The organism is Phycicoccus sp. (genome assembly GCF_035325325.1).
Lineage (GTDB): Bacteria > Actinomycetota > Actinomycetes > Actinomycetales > Dermatophilaceae > Phycicoccus.
Genome location: NZ_DAOLAC010000003.1, coordinates 163256 through 187555, shown reverse-complemented (window position 1 = coordinate 187555; position 24300 = coordinate 163256). Strand labels below are relative to the sequence as shown.

The following is a 24300-nucleotide window of genomic DNA, read 5'->3' as shown; positions in this document are numbered from 1 at the left end:
CTCAGTCCTCGAGCGCGGCCCAGTCGGCCTTCTCGGGGGCGGCGGCCTGCCCCTCGGGGCAGTGTGCCCGCAGGTCGCACCAGCCACAGAGCGGGCCGGTGACGGCGGGGAACATCGACGAGTCGGCCCCGTGCCGGGCGAAGTCGGCGTCGGCGCGGCGGGCGTCGCGCATGATCGAGCGGGCCCGCTCGACGTGCCGCCCGACCGACTCGCCCGTGTGCTCGTGCGCGGCGACCGTGCCGCTCGGCACGTGGTGCAGCTCGACCCGGCGGACCGGCCGGCGGAACATCTTCCAGACCGCCGCGGCGTAGAGCGCGAGGGGCAGCGAGGTGCGGGCGTCGTCGTCGGTGGGCACCTGGCGGGAGGTCTTGTAGTCGACGACGACGAGCTCGCCGTCGCGGTCGTCGAGGCGGTCGACGCGGCCCTGGACGCGCAGGTCGTCGCTGACGAACGAGACGGTGCGCTCGATGCCGACCGGGCGGGCCTGCGGGCCGGAGCGCTCGAGGTAGCCGGTGACCGCCTCCCGCATCCGGCCCCGCCACGCCGCCGACTGGGCCGCGTCGCGGAAGCCGACGTCGATCCACGCCCTCGCGACGAGCCGGCCGCCGGCCTGCGGAGTGCGCTCGGGCTGGTCCCACCAGTCGCGCAGCGCGTTGTGCACCGCGATGCCGAGCGAGGTGTGCGCCCGCTGCGGGCGGGCCGCGGGACGCGGGCGGTCGAGGTAGGCCATCCGGTAGCGACGCGGGCAGTCGAGGAAGGTGAGCAGCTTGCTCGGGCTGCCGCCCCACAACGGCTCGGGCATGCCCGGGAAGGCCGCCTGCTGCGGCCGCGCCTGCTCCCCCGTCGTCGTCACGCCACCGACGGTAGCCGGTGCCACCGACCGGCCCCCGTGCTCGTCCCCAGGGCGCGCCGACGGATGACAGACTGAGGCGGACATGGCGATCTCATCCTTCGACCTCTTCTCCGTCGGCATCGGCCCGTCGAGCTCGCACACCGTGGGTCCGATGCGGGCCGCCCACACGTTCGCGACCGGTCTGCGCGAGGACGGCCTGCTCGAGCGGGTGGGCCGCGTGCGCGCCGAGCTGTTCGGGTCGCTCGGTGCCACCGGCCACGGCCACGGGTCGGTCAAGGCGGTGCTGCTCGGCCTCGAGGGCGAGACGCCCGAGACCACCGACCCGCGGGCGGCCGAGGGCCGCGTCGACGAGGTCCGCGCCGCCGGCGTGCTGCACCTCGGCGGCAGCCACGACGTCACCTGCGACCCCGACACCGACGTCGTCCTGCACCGGAAGGCGACCCTGCCCTTCCATTCCAACGGGATGCGCTTCACGGCGTGGGCGTCGACCGACCCCGCCGAGGGTGAGGAGCCGCTGCGCACGCGCGAGTACTACTCCGTCGGAGGCGGGTTCGTCCTCGACCAGGACGAGGTGGGGCAGGGCGAGATCGTCCCCGACCACACCCCCGTGCGGTACCCGTTCACCACCGGGGCCCAGCTGCTCGAGCAGTGCGACGAGAGCGGCCTGCCGGTCAGCGGTGTCATGCTCGCCAACGAGCTCTCCTGGCGCACCGAGGCCGAGGTCCGCTCCGGCCTGCTGCACCTCTGGGAGGTCATGCAGGAGTGCGTCGACAACGGCTGCCGCACCGACGGCGTGCTGCCCGGTGGGCTCAAGGTGCAGCGGCGCGCCCCGCGGCTCGTGCGCCAGCTGCGCCGCGAGCACGCCGGCGACCCGCTCGCCGCGATGGACTGGGTCACCCTGTACGCCCTCGCGGTCAACGAGGAGAACGCCTCGGGCGGTCGGATCGTCACCGCCCCGACGAACGGCGCGGCCGGCATCATCCCGGCGGTCCTGCACTACTACACGCGCTTCGTCCCGGGTGCCGACGACGACGGCGTCGTCCGCTTCCTCCTCACCGCGGCCGCCATCGGCACGCTGTACAAGGAGAACGCGTCGATCTCAGGCGCCGAGGTCGGCTGCCAGGGCGAGGTCGGCTCGGCGTGCTCGATGGCCGCCGGAGCGCTCGCCGAGGTGCTCGGCGGCACCCCGCGGCAGGTCGAGAACGCCGCCGAGATCGGCATCGAGCACAACCTCGGGCTCACCTGCGACCCGGTCGGCGGGCTGGTCCAGATCCCGTGCATCGAACGCAACGCCGTCGCCTCGGTCAAGGCGATCACCGCGGCCCGGCTCTCGCTGCGCGGCGACGGCCGCTCGAGCGTGGTCTCCCTCGACAAGGCGATCAAGACCATGCGCGACACCGGCCGGGACATGAAGGTCAAGTACAAGGAGACCGCGCGCGGCGGCCTCGCCGTCAACGTCATCGAGTGCTGAGGCCGGACTCCTCCCCCTGCCTGACCTGCGCGCCTTGACGTCCGGACCGCGCCTCCGAGAGGCTGGCCACCCCGTCCCACCCACCCCGACAGTCAGGACGAGCATGGCCGACCTGTACCTCGACGGCGCCTGGGTCGGCGCCGCCGCCGGAGGACGCCGGACCATCGTCTGCCCCGCCGACGGCACGGTCGTCGGCGAGGTCGACGAGGCCGACGAGACCGACACCCTGCGGGCCATCGACGCCGCCCGCCGCGCCGCCGACGACGGCCGATGGCGCGACGTCCCACCCACCGAGCGGGCCGCCGCCCTCGGCCGCGTCGCAGACCTCCTCGAGCGCGACACCGACGAGATCGCCCGCGCCGAGGCCCTCGACACCGGCAAGCGGTTCGAGGAGGCGAAGCTCGACGTCGCCGACGTGGTGAGTGTCTTCCGCTTCTACGCCGGCAAGGGCGAGGACGTCGAGCGCCCGCGGGACGTCGACCCCGGCCAGCCGCACGTGCGCAGCCGGGTCCTCAAGGAGCCGATCGGCGTCTGCTCGCTCATCACGCCGTGGAACTACCCTCTGCTGCAGGCCAGCTGGAAGGTCGCTCCGTGCCTGCTCGCCGGCAACACCTTCGTCCTCAAGCCGAGCGAGATCACGCCGCACTCGACCATCCTCATGGTGCGAGCCATCGAGGAGGCGGCCGTGCCGGGCGGCGTGGCCAACCTCGTCCTCGGGACCGGCCCCGGCTGTGCCGGACCGATGTCCACCGACGAGCGGGTCGACCTCGTGTCGTTCACCGGCAGCCTCGCGGTCGGCAAGCACCTCATGAAGCAGGCCGCCGACACCGTCAAGCGAGTCGCCCTCGAGCTCGGTGGCAAGAACCCGAACATCGTCTTCGCCGACGCCCCGCGCGAGGCGGCGATCGACAACGCGATGACCGCCGTCTTCCTGCACTCCGGCCAGGTCTGCTCGGCCGGCGCCCGTCTGCTCGTCGAGGAGTCCTGCGCCGAGGAGGTCGTCGACACCATCGTCGAGCGGGCCCGGGCCATCCGGATGGGTCCGCCGTTCGACGAGGACGCCCAGACCGGGTCGCTGACGAGCGCCGAGCACCTCAAAAAGGTGGAGGACTACGTGGCCACCGGCCTCGCCGAGGGCGCCCGGCTGCGCTGCGGTGGCGCCCGCCCCGACGACGAGCGCCTCGCCTCCGGCTACTACTACCTGCCGACCGTCCTCGACCGGTGCAGCGTGGAGATGCACGTCGTCCAGGAGGAGTCGTTCGGACCGGTCCTCACCGTGGAGACCTTCCGCACCGAGGACGAGGCGATCAGCCTCGCCAACGCCACCCGCTACGGCCTGGCCGGCGCGGTCTGGACCGGCGACCCCGAGCGCGCCCGCCGGGTCGCCCGCGCGCTGCGCCTCGGCACGGTCTGGGTCAACGACTACCACCCCTACGTCGCCCCCGCCGAGTGGGGCGGGCACAAGCAGTCCGGCATCGGCCGCGAGCTCGGCGAGCTCGGCCTCGAGGAGTACCAGGAGACCAAGCACGTGTGGGAGAACACCGAGCCGGCCCCGACGGGGTGGTTCTCGTGAGCATCACCGACCGCGTCACCGACTCCGCCCGGCGGCTGCGCGACCGCACGACGATGGCCGAGGTCCCCGAGACCGTCGACTACGTCGTCGTCGGGGGCGGCAGCGCGGGCTGCGTCCTCGCCAACCGGCTCTCCGCCGACCCGGGCACGAGCGTGCTCGTCCTCGAGGCCGGGCGCAACGACCTCAAGCTCGACCCGTTCATCCACATGCCGGCCGCGTTGCCGTTCCCCATCGGCAGCCGGTTCTACGACTGGAAGTACGAGTCCGAGCCGGAGCCGCACATGAACGGTCGCCGGATCTACCACGCCCGCGGCAAGGTCCTCGGCGGGTCCTCCTCGATCAACGGGATGATCTTCCAGCGCGGCAACCCCAAGGACTACGAGCGCTGGGGCGCCGACCCGGGGATGGAGGACTGGGACTACGCGCACTGCCTGCCCTACTTCAAGCGGATGGAGACCTGCCTCGCCGGCGCGGACACCTGGCGCGGCGGGTCCGGCCCGCTCGTCCTCGAGCGCGGCCCGGCGACCAACCCGCTGTTCACCGCGTTCTTCGAGGCGACCGAGCAGGCCGGCTACCCACGCACGAGCGACGTCAACGGCTACCGGCAGGAGGGCTTCGCCCCCTTCGACCGCAACGTCCACCGCGGCCGCCGCCTGTCCGCTGCGCGGGCCTACCTCCACCCGGTGATGGACCGGCCCAACCTCCACGTGCGCACCCTCGCGCTGACCACGCGCATCCTCTTCGAGGGCAACCGCGCGGTCGGCGTGGAGTACAGCGCCTTCGGCCGTCGGCACACGGTGCGGGCCGGCGAGGTCATCCTCTCCGGCGGCGCGATCAACACGCCGCAGCTGCTCCAGCTCTCGGGCGTCGGCGACCCCGAGCTGCTCCGGCCGCTCGGCATCGACGTCGTCTCCGGCCTGCGCGGGGTGGGCGAGCACCTCCAGGACCACCTCGAGGTCTACATCCAGCACGCCTGCACGCAGCCGGTGTCCATCGCTCCGGGGCTCGCGTACCGCAACCGCCCGAAGCTCGCCGCCGAGTGGCTGTTCCTGCGCAAGGGACTCGGCGCCACGAACCACTTCGAGGGCGGCGGCTTCGTGCGCAGCAACGACGACGTCGACTACCCGAACCTCATGTTCCACTTCCTGCCGATCGCCATCCGCTACGACGGCTCGAGCCCGGTCGAGGGCCATGGCTACCAGGTGCACATCGGGCCGATGTACTCCGACGCCCGCGGCTGGCTGCGGATCCGCAGCGCCGACCCGCGGATGAAGCCGGCCATGCAGTTCAACTACCTCTCGACCGACCAGGACCGGCGCGAGTGGATCGAGGCGGTCCGCGTCTCGCGCGAGATCCTCTCCCAGCCGGCCCTCGCCCCCTACGACGGCGGTGAGATCTCGCCTGGGGCGAAGGTCGAGACCGACGAGGAGATCCTCGACTGGGTCCGCGCCGACGCCGAGACCGCGCTCCACCCGAGCTGTACCGCGCGGATGGGCACCGACGACCTCTCCGTCCTCGACCCGACCTCGATGCGGGTCCACGGCACCGAGGGCCTGCGGGTCGTCGACGCCAGCGCCATGCCGTACGTGACGAACGGCAACATCTACGCGCCGGTCGTCATGCTCGCCGAGAAGGCGGCCGACCTCATCGCCGGGGTCACCCCGCTGCCGCCCTCGGACGCACCCTGGTACGACCACCGCGCCGGGAGCCCGCTCGACCCGCCGACGTCCTGACCGTCCTGACCGTCCTGACCACCCCGCCCAGGAGGACCCGATGAGCACGACGACCGACGCACCGGACACGACGGACACGACGGCCACCGGGCGGTTCGGAGGTCCGCCGGTGCGGATGCCGGTCTTCGCCGCCTCGCTGACCGGAGTGCTGGTCATGGCGGTCTGGGCGCTCGTCAGCCCGGGGTCGGCGGAGAGCGCGCTCGGCGCGGTCACCTCGTGGGTCACCGAGTGGTTCGGCTGGTTCTACGTCCTCCTCGCGACGGCCGTCCTCGGGTTCGTCGTCTACCTCGGGCTCTCGCGGTACGGGCACGTGCGCCTCGGCCCGGACCACTCCCGGCCCGAGTTCTCGACCTTCGCGTGGGCCTCGATGCTCTTCGCGGCCGGCATCGGCACCGACGTGATGTTCTACTCGGTCGTCGAGCCCGCGACCCAGTACATGGCCCCGCCGGAGGGCGGCCCGGCGGCCGAGTCGGTCGGCGCCGCCCGCGACGCGACGGTCTGGACGCTCTTCCACTACGGCATCACCGGCTGGGGCATGTACGCCCTGATGGGCCTCGCGCTCGGCTACTTCTGCTACCGCCGCGGGCTGCCGCTCGCCGTCCGCTCGGCCCTCGCGCCGGTGCTCGGGAAGCGGATCGGCGGCCCGCTCGGCCACGCCGTCGACACCGCCGCGGTGCTCGGCACGATCTTCGGGGTGGCCACCTCCCTCGGCATCGGCGTCGTCTTCCTCAACGTCGGGCTCAACGTGCTCTTCGGCATCGGCGTGGGCACCGGCGCCCAGGTCGCCCTCGCCGTCCTGGCCGTCGTCATGGCCGCCGTGTCGGCGACGACCGGCGTCGACAAGGGCATCCGGTTCCTCTCCCAGCTCAACGTCCTCCTCGCGCTCGGGCTCGCCGCGTGGGTGCTCGTCACCGGCAACACGAGCCTGCTGCTCAACGCCGCCGTCGCCAACGTCGGCGACTTCCTGCGCAGCTTCCCGGCCAAGACGATGGAGACCTTCCCGTTCCTCGACAACGCCTCGTGGATGGGGTCGTGGACGCTGTTCTTCTGGGCCTGGTGGGTGGCCTGGGCCTCCTTCGTCGGGCTCTTCCTCGCCCGGATCTCGCGGGGCCGCACGATCCGGCAGTTCGTCGCCGGCACGCTCGTCATCCCCTTCCTCTACATCGTCATGTGGATCTCGATCTTCGGGAACGCGGCGATCGAGCGGATCCGCGGCGGCGACACCTCGTTCGCCGAGACCGCGCAGGACTTCAGCGGGGTCGGCTTCTACGACCTCGTGGCCGGCTACCCGCTCGGGAAGGTGGTCATCGGGCTCGCCTTCTTCGTCGGGCTGCTCTTCTACGTGACCTCCGCCGACTCCGGCGCGCTCGTCATGGCCAACCTGACCAGCCGCCTCGGCGACCTCACCGAGGACGCCGCCGGGTGGCTGCGGATCACCTGGGCGGCGGCGACGGGGCTGCTGACCATCGCGATGCTCCTCGTCGGCGGCATCACCGCGCTCCAGTACGCGACGATCATCTTCGGGCTGCCGTTCGCGGTCGTCCTCGTGCTCGTCATGGTGGGGCTGGTGCGCGCACTGCGGGTCGAGGGCCGGCGGGCCGACTCGCGCGACCAGACCCTCAACGCGGTGCTCTCCGCCCGCGCCGCAGCCGTTCCGCGCGAGGACCGCACCGCGTCGTGGCGCTCCCGGCTGGCCCGGGCGACCAACTTCGTCGACCGCACGGACGCGCTCGAGCACCTGCGCGACGTCGTCGGGCCCGCCCTCACCGAGGTCGCCGACGAGCTGTGCCGGCACGAGGTGGCGACCGCCTGCGAGAACGAGATCGACTCCGCCACCCCGGCGGTCACCCTCCGGGCGGCCGGGGTGGATCCCGAGTTCGTCTACCGGGTCGAGCTCGAGATGGCCCCGGTCCCGACCTACGGCGGGCGGATGATCCAGAGCCGCGACACCTACGCCCGGCTCGAGGTGCACCTGAGCGACGGCGGGCAGGGCTACGACGTCATGGGCTGGTCGGCGGCGCAGGTCATCCACGACTGCCTGGACCACTACGAGCGGCACCTCGAGTTCCTGCGCCTCGCCGAGCCGACGACGACCGGCTGAGCGCCCAGGCGGCCGGCCCCGCCGCGTGTGCCGCGGCAAGCCCACCTGCGACGGCGGCAGCGGTGAGCCAGAGCACCCGGGGGCCGCCGCTGAGGAGTGCGCCGCCGACGAGCGGGGCGAGGACGGTCGCCACGCCCCACGACAGGCCCTGCACGGTCATCACGGCGGCCTCGGACCCCGGGGCGGCGAGCCGGGAGGCGACGGCCATCTGGGTCCCGACGACGAGGCTGCCCGCGGCGCCCTCGAGGAGGGCCCCGGCGACGAGGGCGCGCCCACCACCGACCGACCAGACGGCGAGCGCCGCCGCGAGCAGGCCGAAGCCGGCCGCCAGGACGACGTGGGTGGGCACGCCGGCCTCGACGCGGGCGAGGAGCCGCTGGGTGCCCAGCGCGCTCCCCGCGCCCGCGACGAGGAGCCAGGCGGTGAACGACGGCGGGTGCCCGCTCCCCTCGACGACGACCGGCAGGAGGAGGACGACGACCATGACGACCGTCGCCGACACGGTGCACAGTGCGCTCCAGCCGAGGACGCGCGGGCCCAGCGCCGCGCGCCAGGCGCGGTGCACCCGGTGGAGGGGCAGGCGCGGCAGGAGGCCGGCGACGAGCGCCGCGGCGGCGAGGCTCGTCGCGGCGTCGACGGCGAAGAGCGCGCCGACACCCCAGCGGGTGACGAACGCTGCGAGCACCCCGGCCAGGACGCCGGCCACCGAGATGGTCGCCCAGAGCAGGGAGAATCGCGAGGCGCGGCGGGCGGGGTCGACCCCGGAGACGACGGCGGTCTGCGTTGCCGGTTCGATGACCTCGTAGGCGAGCCCGAGGAGGACGACCCCGGCGACGACGACGGGAGCGGTGGGGCCGAGCGCGACGAGCGCCTGCGCCACCCCGGAGGCCGCGAGGCCCGTGACGAGGGCCGGCCGGGGCCCCCACCGCGCGGTCAGCACCCCCCCGACCAGACGGGAGGGGATGGTCGCGAGCCCGAACGCGGCGAGGACGAGGCTGGTCGTGGCGAGGGGCATCCCGAGGTCGCGGGTCATCCGCACGCCGAGGAAGGCCATCCCGGCACCACCGAGCCGGTTGACGACGCGGGCGGCCACGAGGACTCCGGTGACTGACGTAGACTTGATGAGCAGTGACACGCTCTCGACCCTAGGTGCCTTCTGACATGCGTTTCAACAGTCACGTCGATGCAGTCCTCGACGCCACCGTGGCGCTCGTCAACGCGGTGACGCCCGGCGAGGACGGCGGCCGGGCGCACCCCGCGCCGGAGGGCGCCGACCTGCGCGCGGCAGTCGTCGGCGCGGTCCGCCACGACGGCTACGATCCATCGCCCTCCGACCCGGAAGTCGTGGCCCTCGTCGCGGAGGTCCACGAGGCCCGGCGCGTGGTCGAGGCCCTCGGCGTCGGGGACGAGGACGCGGCGGCGGCACTCGTCAACGCGATGCTCCGCCGCACCGGGGCCCACCCCGAGCTCGACCGCGGGGACGACGGACGCTGGGCCATCCACTTCCACGGCCCGGACACGACGTTCGCACGTGGCTGGGCCGCCGGGATCGCCGCCGGCCTCGCGATGGCCGTCGGGGGCGACCTCGGCTCCCGGCTCGGGGTCTGCGATGCGCCGGCCTGCGACCGGGTGTGGGTGGACCGCAGCCGCAACACCCACCGCCGGTTCTGCTCCACGCGCTGCCAGAACCGGGTCAAGGCGGCTGCCCACCGGCTCAGGACGCGAGGTGCTCCACCGCGGTGAGGGGCGCCGGGAAGGGCCGGACCGTCGAGGGCGTCGCGAGAAAGGAGCCGACCAGCCGGAGGTCGGCCCGCCGGCACACGTCGATGACCACCTCGTGCCAGGCCCGGTCGGAGTCCGTCACCAGGACGGTGCCGTCGCGCCCGCGCGCGAAGACCACGCCGGCGAACGGCAGCGACCCGAACACCGAGCGCAGCGAGTCCCGCATCTCCCAGGGGTCGCCGTCCGGGGGGACCTCACCCAGGACGCACGGCTGCGCGAGACGCAGGTCGTCGTCGAGGAAGAGGAAGCCGAGGCACCCCTCCATCCGGTCGGCGTGACCGACGACGAGGTCGACGACGTCCGCGGCGAGGAGCGGATCGGTCAGTGGCTGGGTGGCCCAGGTCTCGGGCAGGTCCTCGAAGCTCATGCCGGCGAGGATGCCCGGATCGGCCCGTCCCGCCGCGGGGTTTTCCACACCCTCCGGTCGTAGCGTCGCTCCATGACCCACGACTCCGTCGACGACGCCCACTCCCGCCCGGCCGGCACCTCCGACGCCACCGTCGCCGCCCTCGGCAGGCTCTCCGAGGCCCTCGAGGTCGTCGAGGAGGCCCGCGGGTTCCTCTACGCGTTCCACCGGCGCTGCGGCACCGCCGACCTCACCCTCGGCGAGGCGGTCGACCAGCTGCGCGACGCCGGCCATCCCGAGCTCGCGGACCGCATCGAGACCGACCTCGTCGGGCGCAACGTCCTCGCCGGCCGGTGGTCCTTCCAGGTGGTCGAGGAGTACGACGACGGCTACTACGCGGCGTTCCGCGAGCACGAGCGCACAGCCCGGGAGGAGCTCATGGAGGGCCGACGGCACGTCTTCGAGGCGGAGATGAAGGAGGACCGGCGCACCCACGGCCGCCCGGGCCACGCGGCCACGCCCGAGGACTCGTCACGAGGGTGAGACCGGACGTATCAGGCGGACCCGGCGGCGCTCCTCCCGGGCATGAGGATGATGACCCTGACGGTGGCCCGCTCCGTGACCCCGACCGACCTGACCCCGCGCCGGCACCAGCACGCACCGCGCCGACGCACCCTCCGGCTCCCCCGCGCGAACCCGCTGCGCCTGCACGTGGTCCGGCACCGCATGCAGTGAGGCTCGGTCGCACACGACTGCCCGGGTGCGTTGAGCAGGATCCGGGACTCGCAGTGCCAGCGCACCGCGGGCACCTGCCCACGCTCCGCGCGACCGGGGGGCTCAGCCGCTGACGCCGGCCCCCCGGACGAAGGCGGTCACCGCGTCGGCGACCATCTGCACGGCGATGGCCGAGAGCAGCAGCCCGGCGATGCGGGTGAGCAGGACGATGCCGCTGTCCTTGAGCACCCGGGCCAGCGGGGTGGCGAACCGGAAGACGAGGAAGACGAGGAAGAGCGCCGCGACGAGGGCGGCGGCCACGGCGACGAGCCCGGCCGCGCCGTCGGCGTCCTTGACCGCGAGCATCGTCGCGACGATGGCCCCGGGCCCCGCGAGCAGCGGCGTGCCGAGCGGGACGAGCGCCACGTTGACCCCGGCGTCCGCGTGCTGCTCCGACTCGGCGCCGGTCAGCAGCTGGAGCGCGACGATGAGGAGGAGCAGCCCTCCGGAGGCCTGGAGGGCCGGGAGCGAGATGTGGAGGTAGTCGAGGATCTGCTGGCCGAACACCGCGAACGAGGCGATGACCCCGAGCGCGACGAGGCTGGCGCGGCGGGCCGCGGCGGTCTTCTGCCGGACCGGCAGGGGCCCGGTGAGCGCGAGGAAGATCGGGATGGCCCCCGGGGGGTCGAGGATGACGACGAGCGTGACGAACGTCGTCGTGAACGCCGAGAGGTCGAACCAGCTCACGGCCGCACGACCTCCGTCCCGGTCGCGAGGGCCTCGATGCGCTCGAGCGCCTCGGGGTCGGTCGTGTTCTCCCCCAACCGGTTCAGCTTGCCCTGCCCGTGGTAGTCGCTCGAGCCGGTGACGACGAGGTCGAGCCGCCGGGCGACGTCGGTGAGGTGGCGGACGGCCGCCGGGTCGTGGTCGCGGTGCCGGGCCTCGATCCCGGCCAGCCCCGCGGCGGCGAGCTCCTCGAGGAGGTCGTCGGTGACGACGCCGGTGCGCGTGCGGGAGAGCGGGTGCGCGACGACGGGCACCCCCCCGGCCGCCCGCACCACCTCGACCGCCCGCACCGGGTCGGGGGCGTAGTGCGAGACGTAGTAGGGGCTGGTGTCCCCGAGCCAGCGGGCGAAGGCCTCGTCGCGGTGCGCGACCGCGCCCGCTCGGACCAGCGCGTCGGCGATGTGCGGCCGGCCGGCGGTCGCCCCCTCCTCCACCTCGGCACGCACCGACTCCACCGACACCGGGAGCCCGTCGGCGGCCATCCGGGTGACCATCCGGTCCAGCCGCGACTCGCGGCTGGACCGGGCCTCCTCGAGCTCGGCGACGAGCTCGGGGTGCGCCGGGTCGGGAAGGTAGGCCAGCAGGTGCACGGAGCGGTACCGACGCGAGCACGAGACCTCGATACCGGGGACCAGGGTGATGCCGGCCGCGCGCGCCGCGTCGGACGCCTCGGCCCAGCCGAGGGTGGTGTCGTGGTCGGTGAGGGCGAGCACGGACAGCCCGGCCACGACCGCCGAGTCCACGACGCCCGCCGGCGGCTCGGTGCCGTCGCTCGCGCTCGAGTGGGCGTGCAGGTCGATCACCCCGCGATCGTAGTGGCGCACAAACCCGGTCGCGCGCGGCAACCTTCCGGGGACCTGCTCCGTAGGAGAGGGTGTGACCGACCACCAGGAGGACAGATGAGCACGTGGGGACGCACAGCGCGCGACGAGGCCTTCACCGCGTTCGTCGAGCAGGCCTCGCCGTCGCTGCTGCGCACCGCGTGGCTGCTGACCGGCGAGCACCACGCCGCCCACGACCTCGTCCAGGCGGCGCTCGTCAAGACCTACGTCGCGTGGCCGCGGGTGCGACCGGAGGGCGCCCTCGCGTACGCGCGCAAGGTCCTCGTCAACGAGCGCACGGACACCTGGCGGCGTCGCCGGGGCGAGGTCGTCGTCGAGGCGGTCCCCGACACCGGCGGGCCGCCGTCCACGACGAGCGACGACCGCGACGTCGTCGTGCGGCTGCTCGCGACGCTGCCCGAGCAGCAGCGCCGCGTCGTCGTCCTTCGCTACTACGCCGACCTTCCCGAGCAGGCCGTCGCCGACCTGCTCGACATCTCCCTGGGCAGCGTCAAGTCCGCCGCCTCTCGCGGGCTCGCTTCCCTGCGAACCCGGCTCGCCACCTCCGAGGAGGAAGTCCGATGACCCACGACCTGTTCGAGGATGATCTGCGCTCACTGCTGCGGGGCGCCACGGAGGCCGAGCACGACGCCTTCGTCGACATCGATTCCGCCGAGGTGCTCGGCACCGGGCAGCGGGTGCTGCGCCGGCGCCGACGGGCCCTCGTGGGCGGCACGCTGGCCGCCACCGTCGTCCTCGGCGTCGGTGGCTGGGCGGTCCTCGACCGCTCCGGCGACCGCGGAGCCCTGGAGGTCCCGGCCACGCGCAGTGCCACGCCGACCGACCCGGTCACCGCGGTCCTCGACGAGTTCGCCGACCTCTCGAGCAGCACCGACGGCCGCGCGCTCTCCATCCCGGGGCCGCGACGGGTCGCCGTGCGCGTCGTCCCCGGGCGGACTCCCGACCTCGAGTACCTGTCGGTCGACACCGACGGGGGTACGTCGGTGATGGGCGGATCGAGCCTCGACGGCGTCCCGGCGCTCGGGGCCACGTGGGGCAGCGCCGGCCCGGGCGCGCACGTGCTCGTCGGGGTCCTCCCGGAGCAGGCCGAGCACTTCCAGCTCGTCAGCCCGATGTCGGACGAGGGGGGCCACGCCTCCACCTCGGTCACCGCACCGCTGCGCGGGACGGGCCGCAAGGCCTTCGCGGTGCGTTTCGAGGTGGCCGGGGACGCCGACACCGTCCAGCACCTCCTCTGGTGGGACGGCAGCGGGACGGTGCGCGACGAGCAGGGCACCGTCGTGCCCGCCGTGACGCTCGACGACGCGGAGCGAACCGTCGTGTTCGTCTCCGAGGGCCTCGCGCGGCTGGGGACCTTCTCGGCCGAGGGGGGCGACACGATGATGGAGCTGGACGGCTCGCGCAACAGCAGTGGCCGTCCGTTCCTCGCCACCGGCCGGGGAGACGGCGACCGCATCGACACCCTCTTCGCGGCCGTCGTTCCCGCCGGGACGACACCGGGGACCTTCACCCCCACCGCCGGGACCACCGTGACGAACCCGCTCGCCGTCGTGCCCGTCCCCGGGACCGACCTCGCCGTCCTCTGGACCCGCTTCTCCCACCCCGTGGCGACGAAGGGTTCCGGTTACCGCTCGGTGACCTGGGACGAGGGCGGCCGCACGGTCACCGAGCGGCCCTGAGCGCGCTCACGCGTCGGGAGCAGCCGGACCGGGCCAGTTCCGGTCCGGCTGCGGCACGGGCCGGCCGGGCTGCTCGCCCCCGCGGGCCTCGAGGTAGGACTGCTTCGGCACCATGACCTTCCGGCGGAAGATGCAGACGACCTTCCCGTCCTGGTTGTAGCCGATGGTCTCGACGTGCACGACGCCGCGGTCGTCCTTGCTCGTGCTCTCCCACTTGTCGAGCACGGTCGTCTCGCCGTACAGGGTGTCGCCGTGGAAGGTCGGGGCGACGTGTCGCAGGCTCTCGATCTCGAGGTTGGCGATCGCCTTGCCGCTGACGTCCGGCACCGACATCCCGAGGAGGATCGAGTAGACGTAGTTGCCGACGACGACGTTCTTCCCGAACTGGGTCGTCTCCTCGGCGTAGTGGGCGTCGAGGTGCAGCGGGTGGTGGTTCATCGTCAGCAGGCAGAACAGGTGGTCGTCGTACTCGGTGACCGTCTTGCCGGGCCAGTGCTTGTACGTCGCGCCGACCTCGAACTCCTCGTAGCTGCGTCCGAACTGCACGTCAGGTCTCCTTCGTTGGCGGGTCCGGGCCATCCTCCCGTGCCGACGCCGACCGCGGCAGCCGACACCGACGTGCGGTTCCCCACACCGGCGCCGGTCCGGGACGGACGGCCGGGAATAGGCTCGCCGTCATGGCGGACTTCATCGGCGCGGTCGACCAGGGCACGACGAGCACCCGGTTCATGGTGTTCGACCACGACGGACGCGAGGTGGCCCGGCACCAGCTCGAGCACGAGCAGGTGCTCCCCCGGGCCGGCTGGGTCGAGCACAACCCGCTCGAGATATGGGACCGCACCCAGTCGGTCATCGGGTCGGCGCTGACCAGCGCCGGCATCTCGACCTCCGACCTGGCCGCCATCGGCATCACCAACCAGCGGGAGACGGCGGTGGTGTGGGACCGCCGCACCGGGCGCCCCTTCCACAACGCCATCGTCTGGCAGGACACCCGGACCGCCGCCATCGCCCGGGCGCTCGACGCCGACGGCCGCGGCGACGTCATCCGCGAGAAGGCGGGCCTGCCGCCGGCCACGTACTTCAGTGCCGGCAAGGTGCAGTGGATGCTCGAGAACGTCGACGGGCTGCGCGAGGCCGCCGAGCGCGGCGACGCGCTCTTCGGCACCCCCGACACGTGGGTGGTGTGGAACCTCACGGGCGGTCCGGACGGCGGCCTGCACGTCACCGACGTGACGAACGCGAGTCGCACGATGCTCATGGACCTCACGACCCTCGACTGGGACGAGGAGCTGCTCGGCTTCTTCGGGATCCCGCGCTCGATGCTCCCGGCGATCCGGCCGAGCAGCCACGCGGAGGCCTACGGCGAGACCGGCGGACGCCGGGGCACGAGCGCCGTGCGCATCGCCGGCGTGCTCGGCGACCAGCAGGCGGCCACCGTGGGGCAGGTGTGCTTCGAGCCCGGCGAGGCGAAGAACACCTACGGCACCGGCAACTTCCTCCTCCTCAACACCGGGGAGGAGCTCGTGCGCAGCCAGAACGGCCTGCTGACCACCGTCGCCTACCAGCTCGGCGACGCGAGACCGGTCTACGCCCTGGAGGGCTCGATCGCGGTGACCGGCAGCGCCGTCCAGTGGCTGCGCGACCAGCTGGGCATCATCTCCGGTGCCTCCGAGGTCGAGCGGCTGGCCGCCCAGGTGGAGGACACCGGCGGCATGTACTTCGTGCCGGCGTTCAGCGGCCTCTTCGCGCCCTACTGGCGCAGCGACGCCCGCGGCGCCATCGTCGGACTCTCCCGCTTCAACACCAACGCGCACCTGGCCCGGGCCACCCTCGAGGCGATCTGCTACCAGTCGCGCGACGTCGCGGAGGCGATGGTCGCCGACTCGGGCGTGGAGATGACCTGCCTCAAGGTCGACGGCGGGGTCACCGCGAACCGGCTGTGCATGCAGCTGCAGGCCGACGTCCTCGGGGTCCCGGTGAGCAAGCCGGTCGTCGCCGAGACGACCGCCCTCGGTGCGGCCTACGCCGCCGGCCTGGCGGTCGGCTTCTGGCGCGACACCGACGAGCTGCGCACGAACTGGGCCGAGGACGAGCGGTGGGAGCCGACGTGGTCCGACGCGCAGCGCCGCGACGGCTACGCCGGGTGGAAGAAGGCGGTCGAGCGCACCCTCGACTGGGTCGAGGACTGAGCGACCGACCGCGGGTCACCGCTCGAGGTGCACCGGCGGCCCGTGGTGGTCGCACGTCCCGAGCAGGTCGCCGTCGAGCTCGATGCGCGGCCAGTGCGGCACGTCGCGGGCCGACGCGGACTCCCACGCGGCCCACGGCGTCTCCAGGGAGACGTGCGCGACCGGCATCCGGGAACGGGCGGCCTCGATGACCGAGCCCACCGCCTCGGTCTCCTCGACCGGCCAGTAGACCCGCGTCACGGAGTGCCACACGACGGTGAGGACGCCGTCGGGGGCGGGCTCGGCGAGCCGGTGGGCCAGCCACCGCCCGGCCGGTGCCCGGTCGACGGTCGCCGGGTGCTCGCGCGCCACGTCGATCGCGCCGTCGAGTCGCCGGTGCCGCTCGAGCATCCACGGCCACACGAAGGACCGAAGGTACGCGGCCCCGTCGTCGGTCGTCACGTCGACGGGGGCGAGGTCGCACCCGCGGCGCTCGATCACCTCGACGGGCTCGGGGACGAACCCGGCCGCCGCGCACCCGTCGACGACCAGCGGGGAGCCCTCCGGCCCGGCGCTCCAGCCGTCACCGAGGAAGCGGTAACGGTCGACGTGCAGTCCGAGCCCCGCCGACGCCCCCACCTCGAGCAGGCGGACCCGTCGTATCCCGGTGCGGCGCACCGCCTCCGACACCCCCACGAGGAGGGCGACCGCGCGGGCGGGCTCGTTCGTCTGCGGCGCCTCCCGCAGCGACGCCCGCAGCTCATCGACGTGCGCGGCGAGCACCGGGCGCACGGCCGCCCAGGCCTCGTCGAGGTCGGCGTCACCGCCGAGGACCGGGTAGAAGGGCACGAGCTGCGGCGCCTCCCCGCGCAGGACGATGCGGAACAGGCCGGCGAGCAGCCGCAGCTGCACGAACTGACGCGTCTCGGACTCCTCCCAGCCCTCGAAGAGCTCGCGGGTGACCCCACCGGCCTCCCAGTCGTCGGCCATCTCGGCGAGGAGGACGCCGTAGAGGTGGTCGCGGTGGCGGAAGTGGTCGCGAAAGCGGTCCGCCAGCGTCTGCGCACCGTCGTCCGGGGTCACGGCAGGAGGCCGCCGACGATGACGGCGACGCCGTCGACGACGCGCGTGACCACGCCCGGGGAACTCGGGGTGCCCGACGGAGTGACCGACGGTGTCGGGGTCGCCGTCGGGGTGCCGGGGGGGGAGGTGCGGGGGGGGGTGCGCGGGGGCGGGGGCGGGCTCGCGCGGGGGGCGGGGCTCGGCGGCGGGGCCCCCCGCCGCGGGGGGGGGGGCGGGGCCGGCGGGGGGGTCTCCCCCGCCGGTGGCGCGGTGCGCCGGACGCTGCGCGAGGCCCGGTCGGGAGCCTCGCCCCGGGTGCTCGTCGGGACCGGGGTGGAGGTGGGCGTCGCCTCCGTCCCGGCCTCGTGGGGCACGGCGGCCGCCGACGGCACGGGGTGCCCGCCGTCGGCGAGGGTGGTCGCGAACACCGCCGTCGCGGCGACCGCGGCGGCCCCGGTCGTCACGGCGAGGGCCCCCCGGCGGCGTGGTGCGCTGTGCTTGCCCATCCGGGCAGTCTCGCAACCGGCCGCCGCCGTCCGCAAACCCCGGGACGGCTCCCGTGGCCGAGGTCACGCCCGTCGCGTGGCAGCATGGACCGGGTGAGCGAGGAGCAGAAGCAGGCCGACAACCGGGCCCGGGCGACCACCGACGAGCTGCGGGCGTTCATCCAGGAGGACTGGGCGCCGCGGCGGCCGACGGTCACCGAGCGGGCGCCCTCCGCGGAGTACGCCGCGGCCCGGCGGGCCGTCCTGAGTGCCGCCTTCCCCCGCCAGCGCCTCGTCGTGCCGGCCGGCGGCCTCAAGGTCCGCAGCAACGACACCGACTACGTCTTCCGCCCGCACACCGCGTTCGCGTACCTCACCGGCCTCGGCGCCGACCGCGAGCCGGACGCCGTGCTCGTCCTCGAGCCGCTCGACGACGGCGGCCACGAGGCGGTCCTCTGGTTCCGCCCGCTCGCCGACCGCGACAGCGACGAGTTCTTCGCGGACGCCCGCTACGGCGAGTTCTGGGTCGGCGCCCGGCCCACGATCGACGACGTCGAGCTCGAGCTCGGCCTCACCGCGCGGCACGTCGACGGCCTCGTCGACGCCGTCGCCAAGGACGCCGGCGAGGTCACCGTCCGGGTCGTCCGCGACGCCGACCTCGAGCTGACCGCCCGCCTCGATGCCGCGCGCGTCGAGAACGGCGCCACCGAGGAGTCGCTCGCCGAGAGCGACGACGCCCTCGCGCACTTCGTCTCCCACGCGCGGATGTGCAAGGACGAGTTCGAGGTCGAGCAGATGCGCGAGGCCGTCGCCGCGACCCACGCGGGCTTCGAGGCGATGATCGCGGCGCTGCCCGAGGCGGTCGAGGGCGGCCGCGGAGAGCGCTGGCTCGAGGGCACCTTCGGGCTCTCCGCGCGGCACCGCGGCAACGGCGTCGGCTACGACTCCATCTGCGCCGCCGGCGACCACGCGAACACCCTGCACTGGATCAAGAACACCGGCGACGTCCACGAGGGCGAGCTCGTCCTCATCGACGCGGGGGTCGAGGTCGACAGCCTCTACACGGCCGACATCACCCGGACCCTGCCGGTCGACGGCACGTTCACCGACGCCCAGCGCGAGGTCTACGACGCGGTGTACGCCGCGCAGCAGGCCGGCATCGAGGCCGTGAAGCCGGGCAACAGGTTCTCCGACGTGCACGCGGCCGCCATCCGCGTCATCGCCGAGCACCTGCACGCCTGGGGCCTTCTGCCCGAGGGCGTCTCGGTCGAGGACACCCTCGACAAGGAGCACGGCCAGTACCACCGCCGTTGGATGGTCCACGGCACGAGCCACCACCTCGGGCTCGACGTCCACGACTGCGCGCTCGCCACCCGTGAGGAGTACATGGACGCCGAGCTGCGCCCCGGCATGGTCCTCACCGTCGAGCCCGGCCTCTACTTCAAGGCCGACGACCTCAAGGCGCCCGAGCGCTTCCGCGGCATCGGCGTGCGCATCGAGGACGACGTGCTCGTCACCGAGGACGGCTGCGAGAACCTCTCCGCCGCGATGCCGCGCTCGGCCGACGAGGTCGAGGCGTGGGTGGCGCGGGTCCAGCAGCGCTGACTCAGTCCGGTTCTCCCGCAGGCGGGGTGCGCCGGTCGACGACCACGCGGGCCGTCCACGCTCGCTCGACGCCGGCCGCCTCGCCCCCGCGGCCGAGGATCATCGAGATGAGGGCCCGCGGCTTCGGGAAGTCGTCGGGGAGGACCGAGTTGTACGCGTCGTGGGCCTCCAGGGAGTGGACCGACGCCTCGAACTCCTCCTCGGAGACCCCGACGTAGTGGGTCGGCTCGGCCGACCCGGCGACGGCGAGGACCTCGACCCCGCCCCACGGCTCCAGGCCGTCCTCGGCGAGGTCGCGGTGGAGCCACCGGTTGCCCGCGTCGGCGACCGCGTCGAGCGTGGCCAGCCCGACCGCTCGGTGGTCGGCCTGGTTGACCATGTTCGGGCCGAAGAACATCTCCCAGCTCTGGCCGACGACGAGCTGCGGGCGGTGGCGCCGGATGGCGGCGGCGATCGCGCGGCGCAGCGGCACCCCATACTCGATCGCCCCGTCGGTGAGGCCGCCGAACTCGACGACGTCGACCCCGACCCGCCGCGCGCTCTCGCGCTCCTCGGCCTCGCGGACGGCGCCGGCCCGCTCCGGCGGCATCGTGTCGATGCCCGCCTCGCCGCGGGTCAGCAGGAAGTACGCGACGGTCGCGCCCTCACCGACCCAGCGGTGGACGACGGCGGCGGTGCCGTACTCGATGTCGTCCGGGTGCGCGACGACGCAGAGGACGGAGGTGAACGGCCCCTCGAGGGGCATCAGGGACGGGCGCTCGTCGGACATGCGCCGACGATACGCCCGCCGCTCAGGCCTGGGGAGGGTCCTGGGGCGCGGTCGCCGGGTGCTCGGACGCGAGGCGGGCCCGCTCCTCCTCCTGAGCGCGACGCACCTCCTCCTGGGCGGCCTTCATCGGGTCCATCTGGGTGAGGAGCTCGCGTCCGCGGGCGACGTGCCGGTGCTCGACGAGGACCTCGTACTTCGCCGCGACCACCTGGCTCACCGACGTGAAGTCGCGCTGGCCCCGGGTCAGCCGATAGCCGAACCAGGCCCAGATCATCCCGAACACGGCACCGAACACGACGGTGGCGAGGATGTTGACGAGGTTGAGCCCGTTGGGGTCGAAGACGGCGAAGATCGTCCCGACGAAGAGACCGAGCCACATGCCCGAGAGCGCACCGGCGCCGATGACCCGACCCTGGGTGAGCCGTCCGGTCACCCGCTCGATCTGCTTGAGGTCGGTGCCGACGATCATCACGTCCTGGACCGGGAACTCGTGGTCGGACAGGTAGTCGACGGCCTTCTGGGCCTCCTCGTAGGAGTCGTGGACCCCGAGACTCATCGGGTACTCCAGCGACAGGGCGGCCCGCAGGCCCGGACGCATGGGCTGGGTGCTCATGCCCCCAGTGTGTCACCGCCGGCTGGACGTCGGCTGCACGCCCGCTGTGCGGCTCGACTGCCCGGGCGCCGCCGGAGCCCGACGGGCGGACGACACGATGCAGCACACTCACGGCTCGACACCCGGGACCGGGCGACCCCCGTCTCCTGCGTGTCGTCCGTCGGTCGTCCCGGCGGTGCCGGGACGCCGCCTCAGCGGGCCTTGTAGTCCTCGAGCAGCCGGCGGCCGATGATCATCTTCTGGATCTCGGCGGTGCCCTCGCCGATGAGCAGCATCGGCGCCTCCCGGTAGAGGCGCTCGATCTCGTACTCCTTGGAGTAGCCGTACCCGCCGTGGATGCGGAAGGACTGCTCGACGACGTCGGCGCAGTTCTCGGCGGCGAGGTACTTGGCCATCCCGGCCTCGAGGTCGTTGCGCTGCCCGGCGTCCTTGAGCCGCGCCGCCTTGACCATCATCTGGTGGCTGGCCTCGACCTTGGTCGCCATGTCGGCGAGCCGGAAGAGGATGCCCTGGTGCTCGGCGATCTTCTTGCCAAAGGTCTCGCGCTGCTGGCTGTAGGCGATGCCGAGCTCGAAGGCGCGCCGCGAGAGGCCGCAGGCGCGCGCCGCGACGTTGACGCGGCCCACCTCGACCCCGTCCATCATCTGGTAGAAACCCCTGCCCGGCACCCCGCCGAGGACCTGCTCGTCGGTGGTGCGGTGGCCCTGGAGGACGAGCTCGGTCGTGTCGACGCCCTTGTAGCCCATCTTCTCGATCTTGCCGGGGACCGTGACGCCCTGCGCGGTCTCGCCGAACCCGGGCTCCTTCTCGACGAGGAAGGTCGTCATGTTCTTGTACGGGCTGTCGGACTCGCCGAGGTCGGTCTTGACGAGGACCGCGACGAGGTTGGCCGAGCCGCCGTTGGTCAGCCACATCTTCTGGCCGTCGATCGTCCAGCCGCCGTCCTCGCCCCGGACCGCCTTGGTGCGGATGGCCGCGACGTCGGAGCCGAGCCCGGGCTCGGACATCGAGAACGCGCCGCGCACCTCGCCGGTCGCCATCCGCGGCAGGTAGCGCTGCTTCTGCTCCTCGGTGCCGTGCTGGAGCAGCAGGTACGCGACGATGAAGTGCGTGTTGATGATGCCGCTGACGCTCATCCAGCCGCGGGCGATCTCCTCGACGACGAGCGCGTAGGTCAGCAGGCTCTCGCCGAGGCCGCCGTACTCCTCGGGGATCATCAGCCCGAAGATGCCCATCTCCTTCATGCCCTCGACGATCTGCGTCGGGTACTCGTCCTGGTGCTCGAGCTCGGTGGCGACCGGGAGGATCTGCTCGTCGACGAACTCGCGGACCAGCTTGATGAGCTCGTGCTGCTCCTCGGTGAGGCCGTCGGTGCTCTGGAGTCGGGACATGCGCGGATCGCCGCCTTCGCGTCTCGTCGGGGGGTCGCAGCCCAGTGTGCCCGGGGCTCCGAGCCGTCGGAACGCGTGCCGGATGTGAGTCCCCCCACCGTGTGACGCGCCCCACCGTCCCCCGCCCCCCGTCCCCGTGTCCCACGCGTATCGGGTCACCCGATACGACCGCGCCTCACCCGGGAACGGTTGTCGGGTGAGGCGCAGGGATATCGGGTCACCCGATACCGCCGGGGCTGGTGGGAAAAGGGGTCGCGCGTCGCCGGTCCTCTGCGTCACCCTGAACGAGACGCGCGGCGCCCGGCCGCGCCCCGAGCAGTGGAGGTGGACCCGATGTCGACGACCGTCGCGGGCCGTACCCCGGTCCTCATCCCCTTCCTCGCTCAGGAGCACCCCCGTGGCACACATGCCGTTCCACCTGCCGGAGAAGCAGGCAGCCTTCTCCACCGACACCTCCCCTGACGCCCCGCCCGAGGGCGAGCGCTGGTCCTCCTGGGACGGCGCGACCCACGGGCCGAAGCCTCGCCCCGACTGGGTCATCACCCAGCTCGGTGCCGTCGACGCCGACCTCGGCGTGCTCAAGACCGGCAAGGAGGCCGACGTCCACGTCCTGCGACGCTGGGTACCGGGCACCGACCGCGTCGTGACGATGGCCGCCAAGCGCTACCGCAGCGGCGACCACCGTCTCTTCCACCGCGACTCGGGCTACCTCGAGGGCCGACGGGTCCGCAAGAGCCGCGAGATGCGCGCGATGGCCCGGCGCACCGACTTCGGCAAGCAGGTCATCGCCGGCCAGTGGGCGATGGCCGAGTTCGACGCGCTCCGCAGGCTCTGGGAGCTCGAGCTCCCGGTCCCGTACCCGGTACAGCTCGACGAGACCGAGATGCTCATGGAGTTCGTCGGCGACGTGGACGGCGAGACGCCCGTGGCCGCACCCCGGCTCGTCCAGACCCGGCCCGAGCCGGACCTGCTCGCCGACCTGTTCGAGCAGCTGCGCTCGGCGATGCTCACCCTCGCCCACCACGGCTGGACGCACGGCGACCTCAGCCCCTACAACGTCCTCGTCCACGAGGAGCGGCTGGTCCTCATCGACTGGCCGCAGGTGGTCGACGTCATCGGCAACCCCAAGGGTTTCGAGTTCCTCGAACGGGACGCCCTGACGATGACGACCTGGTTCCGGCGCAAGGGGCTCGAGGTCGACGACGGTGAGCTGGTCGCCGACCTCGTCGCCGAGGCGACGGCCCGGTTCTGAGCGCGCCGACGCCGGCAACGCCTAGGGTTCACCCATGCCGTCGCCGCCCGCGCTCGCCCCCTCGACCGTCCCCGACCCGATGGCCGCCCCCCGGGTCCGCTGGGGGGTGCTCGGGCCGGGCGGCATCGCGAACACCTTCGCCGAGGCCGTCCGCGCGGGCACTCGCTCCGAGGTCGTCGCGGTCGGCTCCCGGTCCGCCGAGCGGGCCGACGCGTTCGCCCGGCGGCACGGGGTCACCCGCTCCTACGGGTCGTACGAGGAGCTCGTGGCCGACGAGGACGTCGACGTCGTGTACGTGGCCTCCCCGCACAGCGAGCACCGCGAGCACGCCCTGCTCGCCGTCGCCGCCGGTCGCCACGTCCTCGTCGAGAAGGCCTTCGCCCGCAGCCTCCGGGAGACCGACGAGGTGCTCGATGCCGCCCGCGCCGCCGGCGTGCTCGCCGCCGAGGCGATGTGGAGCCGGTACCTCCCGCAGTACGACGTGGTCCGCCGCACGGTCGCCGAGGGAACGCTCGGCGACGTCGCCCTCGTCCAGGCCGACCACGGCCAGCTGCTGTGGCCCGACGGTCCCCGGCGGCTCTGGGACCCCGCCCTCGCCGGTGGGTCGCTGCTCGACCTCGGGGTCTACCCGATCCACTTCGCCCACCACGTCCTCGGCGGCCTCGAGGACGTCGCGGCTCTCGGCGTGCTGACGCCCGAGGGGGTCGACGCCACCCTCGGCGTCACCGCGCGGCGGGGCGGAGCGCTGGCCCGGATGACCTCGACGATGGCCGCGGCCACGCCGTGCGCCGCGCTCGTCGCCGGGTCCGCCGCGCGTGTCGAGCTGACCGGGCCGGGCTGGTTCTACGGCGCCGCCACGACGGTCCGGCTCGTCGAGCCCGGCGGATCGGTCGTCGACACGTTCGCTCCGGAGCACCCCGAGCACGGGTTCCGCTACCAGGTGGCCGAGGTGGCGCGCGCGGTCGCCGAGGGGCGGCACGAGCCGTGGTCGGTGCCGTGGACGGCCACCCGTGCGGTGATGACGGTCATGGACGAGGTCCGCCGACAGGTCGGCGTCACCTACCCGGGAGAATGA

General features: G+C 73.5%; 24 protein-coding genes. 13 read left to right on the top strand and 11 right to left on the bottom strand.

Annotation, left to right across the window (positions count from 1 at the left end; translation table 11 throughout):
- Position 1: 1 nt before the first annotated feature.
- Positions 2-853 carry a PD-(D/E)XK nuclease family protein gene (locus PKA89_RS03850; RefSeq protein WP_324416766.1) on the bottom strand — a complete coding sequence of 284 codons (852 nt, stop codon included), beginning with the start codon at positions 851-853 and terminating at the stop codon, positions 2-4.
- A gap of 82 nt (positions 854-935) precedes the next feature.
- Here PKA89_RS03850 and PKA89_RS03845 point away from each other — a divergent pair, with 82 nt between their 5' ends.
- The 4 genes from PKA89_RS03845 (at position 936) to betT (ending at position 7731) form a co-directional block, all read left to right on the top strand.
- A complete protein-coding gene (locus PKA89_RS03845) occupies positions 936-2324 on the top strand; it encodes an L-serine ammonia-lyase (protein ID WP_324416764.1) in 1389 nt (462 codons plus the stop codon).
- 103 nt (positions 2325-2427) lie between these two features.
- Positions 2428-3897, top strand: a complete 1470-nt coding sequence (locus PKA89_RS03840; protein WP_324416762.1) for an aldehyde dehydrogenase family protein — start codon at positions 2428-2430, stop codon at positions 3895-3897.
- A gap of 53 nt (positions 3898-3950) precedes the next feature.
- A complete protein-coding gene (betA, locus tag PKA89_RS03835; protein ID WP_324416847.1) occupies positions 3951-5630 on the top strand; it encodes a choline dehydrogenase in 1680 nt (559 codons plus the stop codon).
- Positions 5631-5670: 40 nt separating this feature from the next.
- Complete coding sequence (betT, locus tag PKA89_RS03830; RefSeq protein WP_324416760.1) at positions 5671-7731, top strand: choline BCCT transporter BetT; 2061 nt, start codon at positions 5671-5673, stop codon at positions 7729-7731.
- Here betT and PKA89_RS03825 read toward each other — a convergent pair.
- Positions 7655-8866, bottom strand: a complete 1212-nt coding sequence (locus PKA89_RS03825) for an MFS transporter (RefSeq protein WP_324416758.1) — start codon at positions 8864-8866, stop codon at positions 7655-7657. The genes betT and PKA89_RS03825 overlap by 77 nt on opposite strands.
- Positions 8867-8892: 26 nt before the next feature.
- Here PKA89_RS03825 and PKA89_RS03820 point away from each other — a divergent pair, with 26 nt between their 5' ends.
- Entirely contained in the window at positions 8893-9474 is a 582-nt protein-coding gene (locus PKA89_RS03820; protein WP_324416756.1) for a CGNR zinc finger domain-containing protein, read from the top strand.
- Here the strand turns inward: PKA89_RS03820 and PKA89_RS03815 are convergent.
- Positions 9446-9880 (bottom strand): hypothetical protein, encoded by a 435-nt coding sequence (locus PKA89_RS03815; RefSeq protein ID WP_324416754.1) that lies wholly within the window; start codon positions 9878-9880, stop codon positions 9446-9448. The genes PKA89_RS03820 and PKA89_RS03815 overlap by 29 nt on opposite strands.
- A gap of 72 nt (positions 9881-9952) precedes the next feature.
- Between PKA89_RS03815 and PKA89_RS03810 the strand changes: the two genes are divergently transcribed.
- Both PKA89_RS03810 and PKA89_RS03805 read left to right on the top strand, forming a co-directional pair.
- On the top strand, positions 9953-10402 hold the full coding sequence (locus tag PKA89_RS03810) for a hypothetical protein (protein ID WP_324416752.1): 450 nt from the start codon (positions 9953-9955) through the stop codon (positions 10400-10402).
- Between the two features lie 42 nt (positions 10403-10444).
- Entirely contained in the window at positions 10445-10594 is a 150-nt protein-coding gene (locus PKA89_RS03805) for a hypothetical protein (RefSeq protein WP_324416750.1), read from the top strand.
- A 102-nt stretch (positions 10595-10696) separates the two neighbouring features.
- Here PKA89_RS03805 and PKA89_RS03800 read toward each other — a convergent pair whose 3' ends face one another.
- On the bottom strand, positions 10697-11320 hold the full coding sequence (locus PKA89_RS03800) for a MarC family protein (RefSeq protein WP_324416748.1): 624 nt from the start codon (positions 11318-11320) through the stop codon (positions 10697-10699).
- Positions 11317-12162 carry a PHP domain-containing protein gene (locus tag PKA89_RS03795; protein ID WP_324416747.1) on the bottom strand — a complete coding sequence of 282 codons (846 nt, stop codon included), beginning with the start codon at positions 12160-12162 and terminating at the stop codon, positions 11317-11319. The genes PKA89_RS03800 and PKA89_RS03795 overlap by 4 nt, the downstream gene beginning before the upstream one ends.
- A 96-nt stretch (positions 12163-12258) precedes the next feature.
- On the opposite strand from PKA89_RS03795, the gene PKA89_RS03790 reads away from it, so the two are divergent.
- Positions 12259-12765 (top strand): SigE family RNA polymerase sigma factor, encoded by a 507-nt coding sequence (locus PKA89_RS03790; RefSeq protein WP_324416746.1) that lies wholly within the window; start codon positions 12259-12261, stop codon positions 12763-12765.
- Entirely contained in the window at positions 12762-13880 is a 1119-nt protein-coding gene (locus PKA89_RS03785; RefSeq protein ID WP_324416745.1) for a hypothetical protein, read from the top strand. The genes PKA89_RS03790 and PKA89_RS03785 overlap by 4 nt, the downstream gene beginning before the upstream one ends.
- Positions 13881-13886: 6 nt before the next feature.
- Here the strand turns inward: PKA89_RS03785 and PKA89_RS03780 are convergent, their stop codons facing one another.
- The gene (locus tag PKA89_RS03780; protein ID WP_324416744.1) at positions 13887-14426 is read right to left on the bottom strand and encodes a MaoC family dehydratase; all 540 of its coding nucleotides are present in this window, start codon (positions 14424-14426) and stop codon (positions 13887-13889) included.
- A 131-nt stretch (positions 14427-14557) separates the two neighbouring features.
- On the opposite strand from PKA89_RS03780, the gene glpK reads away from it, so the two are divergent.
- Positions 14558-16069: a glycerol kinase GlpK gene (gene glpK / locus PKA89_RS03775; RefSeq protein ID WP_324416743.1), complete on the top strand. Its 1512-nt coding sequence runs from the start codon at positions 14558-14560 to the stop codon at positions 16067-16069.
- A gap of 15 nt (positions 16070-16084) precedes the next feature.
- Here the strand turns inward: glpK and PKA89_RS03770 are convergent, their stop codons facing one another.
- A complete protein-coding gene (locus PKA89_RS03770; protein WP_324416742.1) occupies positions 16085-17131 on the bottom strand; it encodes a DUF2332 domain-containing protein in 1047 nt (348 codons plus the stop codon).
- A complete protein-coding gene (locus PKA89_RS03765; protein WP_324416741.1) occupies positions 17128-17616 on the bottom strand; it encodes a hypothetical protein in 489 nt (162 codons plus the stop codon). The genes PKA89_RS03770 and PKA89_RS03765 overlap by 4 nt, the downstream gene beginning before the upstream one ends.
- Positions 17617-17709: 93 nt before the next feature.
- Between PKA89_RS03765 and PKA89_RS03760 the strand changes: the two genes are divergently transcribed.
- Positions 17710-19200, top strand: coding sequence for an aminopeptidase P family protein (locus tag PKA89_RS03760; protein WP_324416740.1), 1491 nt, complete (start codon positions 17710-17712; stop codon positions 19198-19200).
- A gap of 1 nt (position 19201) precedes the next feature.
- Here the strand turns inward: PKA89_RS03760 and PKA89_RS03755 are convergent, their stop codons facing one another.
- The 3 genes from PKA89_RS03755 to PKA89_RS03745 all read right to left on the bottom strand — a co-directional run bounded on the left by PKA89_RS03755 (position 19202) and on the right by PKA89_RS03745 (position 21973).
- Positions 19202-19969 (bottom strand): PIG-L deacetylase family protein, encoded by a 768-nt coding sequence (locus PKA89_RS03755; protein ID WP_324416739.1) that lies wholly within the window; start codon positions 19967-19969, stop codon positions 19202-19204.
- Positions 19970-19991: 22 nt separating this feature from the next.
- Positions 19992-20582 carry a general stress protein gene (locus tag PKA89_RS03750; RefSeq protein ID WP_324416738.1) on the bottom strand — a complete coding sequence of 197 codons (591 nt, stop codon included), beginning with the start codon at positions 20580-20582 and terminating at the stop codon, positions 19992-19994.
- A 191-nt stretch (positions 20583-20773) separates the two neighbouring features.
- On the bottom strand, positions 20774-21973 hold the full coding sequence (locus PKA89_RS03745; RefSeq protein WP_324416737.1) for an acyl-CoA dehydrogenase family protein: 1200 nt from the start codon (positions 21971-21973) through the stop codon (positions 20774-20776).
- Positions 21974-22379: 406 nt separating this feature from the next.
- Between PKA89_RS03745 and PKA89_RS03740 the strand changes: the two genes are divergently transcribed.
- Together PKA89_RS03740 and PKA89_RS03735 are read left to right on the top strand one after the other, a co-directional pair.
- Positions 22380-23225, top strand: a complete 846-nt coding sequence (locus PKA89_RS03740; protein WP_324416846.1) for an RIO1 family regulatory kinase/ATPase — start codon at positions 22380-22382, stop codon at positions 23223-23225.
- 34 nt (positions 23226-23259) lie between these two features.
- Positions 23260-24300, top strand: coding sequence for a Gfo/Idh/MocA family oxidoreductase (locus tag PKA89_RS03735; protein ID WP_324416736.1), 1041 nt, complete (start codon positions 23260-23262; stop codon positions 24298-24300).